The following is a 4369-nucleotide window of genomic DNA, read 5'->3' on the forward strand; positions in this document are numbered from 1 at the left end:
ATCATTTATTACTTTATCTACTCTTTTCGTCAAAGGTGCTTCTAGCAACAGGATAAAGCCCGCCAAATTATCGTCGGCCCTTATTAAATATGGCGAGAGACCTACACTTTCCCAGATAAGGGAAAACGAATCAAATTCAAAGCTCCCATCCTCACTTACCTGCAGCCCATTTGCATAGGCAGATAGATCATGCAGGTATAATGAATAGAGATTTTGAAGTATTTTTTGCTGTTCCAATCCAATTTTCTCTAATGTAACGTTCATTTCCGTTCTCCTTACTATAAGTACTTATATCCTAAAAACATGTTCCAGTTGCTGTTAGGAGATTCCTGCATGAACCATAAAATTTCTCTTCAACAGAAGATTTCAGTTTGAATTTATACCTCTTTGCAGTTTGATTTTTGCTTCTGCTGTTGAGCTTTGAACTACTTGGCCAACTTGCTCACATCGTCTTTATCGCACATATAATTTTCCAAATTATGAAAGAGAGCTCCTGGAATGAGGAGCTCTCTATTTTACATAGCCATCTGCCCCAACCTACCCTTGTTAGAGCTGATCAAGGCATTAAGGTTTTTCATTTTAGAAGCATTGGAATGATCGAATTTGTCTTAAATCGATTCCAAAGTATACCCATCCCCAGCGGCGTCTCCATCGCCAGCCGGCAACTGAATTGCGTCCGACGAATGTTGGAAAATACCAGAAACTATTCCCATTGTTCAGCCAAACATACGTATATCGGTACAAGCACCTTCTGATGCCTCCTGGATCAACAGCAAAGGCTGATGCCTGGGATTCTTGAGGAGTGAAGGATGGCGGCGGTGAGGTTGGAGCTCCTCCGCCTTGCTGTCCTCCTCCTGGGAAGCCACCACCTGGGCCTCCGCCTGGAAACCCGCCACCCGGGCCTCCGCCTGGAAACCCGCCTCCTGGGCCTCCGCCTGGAAACCCGCCTCCTGGGCCTCCGCCTGGGAATGGGAATCCACCGCCCATTCCAGGAAATACCCTCGCGTCATACTGCGGGTATACTTCATTTTCGTAATATCCATATTCTTCGTCATCATGCTGGTTTGATCCATATGGGTAGAAGTTGTAATAATTCAAACTCAATTCCCCTCTCTTGATGTTTTCCATGTAATGTATGCAAGATGCCCAATTCTGTGCTAGTGGACACTCAAACTTTCAATTTCCTTCTGTATTTGGCTGGCAATGGCATCAACCTTTGTAAAATCCATTGCTCCTATATAAATTTTTTCAAGCTGGTCGCGCAGCACTTTTGCTTTTGCCAGCGATGCAATCGCTTCGTTCATCTTCTCTTTGTATCTGCTGCCGACATCCTGGATTTCCGCAGCATACTTCTCATCTGTCCCCGGGGCAATCAGCTCGGCATACATATCGATGATTTCATCTGTTTCCCGCTCCGGGAAGTACTCATGCGGAGCTGTGCTGTCAAAGATGGCAAAGTCCAGCTCACGGACAATGACCATATCCAGGCTGTGCGGGTCAAAGCCGCAATGGTAGACCTCGACATCGTAACCACGTGATTTTGCCTCAGCGGCAAGTTTTTTCAGCATGGTCGACTTACCTGAACCCGGGCGGCCTTTAATGAAATACCTCTTGCCTACTGTTTCAGTCAGGTTAGGGACAAAATCTACGGCGCCCACAGGTGTCGCTGCTCCCAGGAAGCGATCATGCACCCTGCCTTCGCCGGCTGATCTGCTGTCACCGAATAGTCTTTCGATCAATTGATTCGTAAACTCATTCGCTTTTGCGAAGTCCATATTCTCGATATAAAACTTCTCCCATTCATCATGGATTCTCAACGCTTCGGCAAATTGGCTGTATGCCGTATTGAACGCCTCGCTGATTTCTTCAGACAGCCTCGTAATCGTTCCTCTATGCTCCTGCAGCTTGCATGAATCCCATGCTTCTCCAAGGTTTACATATTCCTCAACTGCGCCTGGTGCTTTCGGCTCGATTACATGCGGAGCTGTTCCATCGACAATGCCTGCATTCAATTTAGGAATAATGACTCCATCAATCGATTTGTTATCTGATGAACAGTGCAGGAATTCAATGTCATAACCCTTTTCAAGCCATTCCTTGCCGATTTTTTTCATCAATGATGATTTTCCTGTTCCCGGGCCGCCCTTCAATATAAATAAACGAGATAATCCTTGTATGTTGGATTCATACAAACTGTAAAATCCTCGGGCTGTATTCCCGCCGGCAAAGTAATTCAGTATTTTCCCAGCCATTTAATCGCACTCCCTCCAGCCGTTCAATCTAACGGCATGTTATCGCTTCCTCATTACTATATGCAGGGCAAATATGCTGGGTGAATGCCTAGCAGTCATTTGTCTAATTTGCGAAATTATTTCCCGGGCAAGTGATGTTTTTCACAGGCTGACACTCTGCTTTCACAAATCCCTCACAATAAACACAAAAATGTGTGCCGTACATCACACTGTCCTTTTTTCCAAAAAGTTAGGATGAACTTGTAAACCAATCAAGGGGGGAAAAAAGTGAATAAACCTGTCGTTCATTTCATCATCAGTGCTCTTATTGGCCTGGGCATAGGATATGTAGCATTTGATCTCTTCCCAGCCAATGATGGCCAGGAAAAAGACGTCGCTGTCACCGAAGAATCAAAGCCTGCGGAAACAGCCAAAGAAGATGCTGAACCAGCTGAAACGGAAACAACTGCTGCGGCTGGTGAAGAAAACATTCTTCAATCTAGAGGCTGCCTCGGCTGCCACTCTGTTGAAGCCTTGAACCTGAAAGGCGGAGCAACTGGACCGGACCTCTCACAGGCATATAAAAATGTCGAAGGCAAGCATGGGAAACCCGTTGCAGAATTCCTGAAAAAACCAACATCCGCAGTCATGTCAGGCGTCATCGGAGGCAATCCGCTGTCTGAGGAAGAAATAAATCAAGTTGTAAGCATTCTTAAAGAGGCTTCAGAAAAATAATCCAAAGGTGGTGCAGTGTTAATGAAAAAATGGGTTCCCGCAGCTTCAGGGCTGCTTGCCGGCTTTATGGCGGCGACAGTATTTTTCGCTGATTTTTCAACAGGGCCTAAAGGAGAAGCAAGCAAAGATACCGCAAACAAGTCAAACGCTGAAAAAGTGTATGTTCCTTATGGTGAGCTGGATGAATACTACATGCTTTCATCGGGCGGACATTCAGGGCAGCTTTTCGTATATGGACTTCCTTCGATGAGAAAAATCCGGACTGTTCCTGTTTTCACTCCAGATCCGGCTACAGGTTATGGATTTGATACAAAAACGAAAGAAATGCTCGGCAAGTATACATGGGGAGATTTTCACCATCCGGCGATTTCAGAAACGAATGCAGAATATGACGGCAAATTCGTCTTCGCCAATGACGTTGCCAATAACCGGATTGCAGCTGTGGACTTAAGCACATTCCACACAGCGGATATTATGGAAATGCCGAATATGGGTGGCCCTCACGCAGGGACATTTGTAACGCAAAATACAGAATACATCGTTATGCCAACCCGTTTCTCCGTTCCAATCGGAAAGGAATATGCCCCATTAGATGAATTTGAAGAGAAATATAAAGGCGTCGTTTCGATGGTCCAGTTTGACCAGAAAAAGAAAGAGCTTGGCCTGGCCTATCAAATCATGCTTCCACCTTGGTCTTATGACTTATCTGACGCCGGCAAGAAGGTATCAGGAGACTGGATCGTCATGACGACTTACAACACTGAGTTTGCAACGACAAACAATGAAATCAACGCATCACAGAATGATCGGGACTATATCGTATTGCTTAACTGGAAGGAGCTTGAAAAGAAAGTAGCTGCCGGGGAATATGATGAAGTCAATGGCGCGAAGATGATCGATCCTCGTAAGCATAAAGGCTCCATCTATGCTGTACCTGTAGCAAAATCTCCTCACGGTGTTGACGTGACACCAGACGGAACACGCTTCATTGCATCTGGTAAACTTGCACCTTTAATGACTGTGTTCTCATTCGAGAAAGCGTTTGAAGCTATCAAGGCTGGCAATTTTGAAACTGAAAAATTCGGTATTCCTGTCTTGCCTTATGACAAGGTTGTTGAACGAGAAGTTGATCCTCCAGGAGCATTAGGGCCGCTTCACACTCAATTCGATGACAAAGGCAATGCGTACAATACGATGTTCATTTCATCCGAGATCGTCAAATGGAAAATCGCCACTGGGGAAGTTCTTGACCGTACACCTGTCCACTATTCACCAGGGCACTCAACCGCAACTGAGGGCGATACAGCATCTCCAGACGGAAAATGGCTCGTATCATTGAATAAAATTGCGAAGGACAATTTCTTACCAGTAGGACCTTCACACCCTGAATCAATGGAATTGAT

At 45.4% G+C, this 4369-nt stretch carries 4 protein-coding genes and 1 pseudogene; 2 read left to right on the forward strand and 3 right to left on the reverse strand.

Features of this window, described 5'->3' with window-relative positions; translation table 11 throughout:
• From WB217_RS07260 to WB217_RS07270, 3 genes and pseudogenes are all read right to left on the reverse strand, one after another.
• Nucleotides 1–264, reverse strand: a pseudogene (locus tag WB217_RS07260) (hypothetical protein); the annotation flags it as partial.
• Nucleotides 265–579: 315 nt separating this feature from the next.
• The gene (locus WB217_RS07265; RefSeq protein WP_423992025.1) at nucleotides 580–1104 is read right to left on the reverse strand and encodes a hypothetical protein; all 525 of its coding nucleotides are present in this window, start codon (nucleotides 1102–1104) and stop codon (nucleotides 580–582) included.
• Between the two features lie 53 nt (nucleotides 1105–1157).
• Entirely contained in the window at nucleotides 1158–2252 is a 1095-nt protein-coding gene (locus WB217_RS07270) for a PRK06851 family protein (protein WP_423992027.1), read from the reverse strand.
• A 267-nt stretch (nucleotides 2253–2519) separates the two neighbouring features.
• On the opposite strand from WB217_RS07270, the gene WB217_RS07275 reads away from it, so the two are divergent.
• Together WB217_RS07275 and nosZ are read left to right on the forward strand one after the other, a co-directional pair.
• Nucleotides 2520–2966: a c-type cytochrome gene (locus WB217_RS07275; protein WP_423992029.1), complete on the forward strand. Its 447-nt coding sequence runs from the start codon at nucleotides 2520–2522 to the stop codon at nucleotides 2964–2966.
• A 21-nt stretch (nucleotides 2967–2987) separates the two neighbouring features.
• Nucleotides 2988–4369: Sec-dependent nitrous-oxide reductase (gene nosZ / locus WB217_RS07280; protein WP_423992031.1), on the forward strand; the 1382-nt coding region annotated here is incomplete at its 3' end.

Source organism: Mesobacillus sp. (assembly GCF_049588175.1).
GTDB lineage: Bacteria > Bacillota > Bacilli > Bacillales > Cytobacillaceae > Mesobacillus.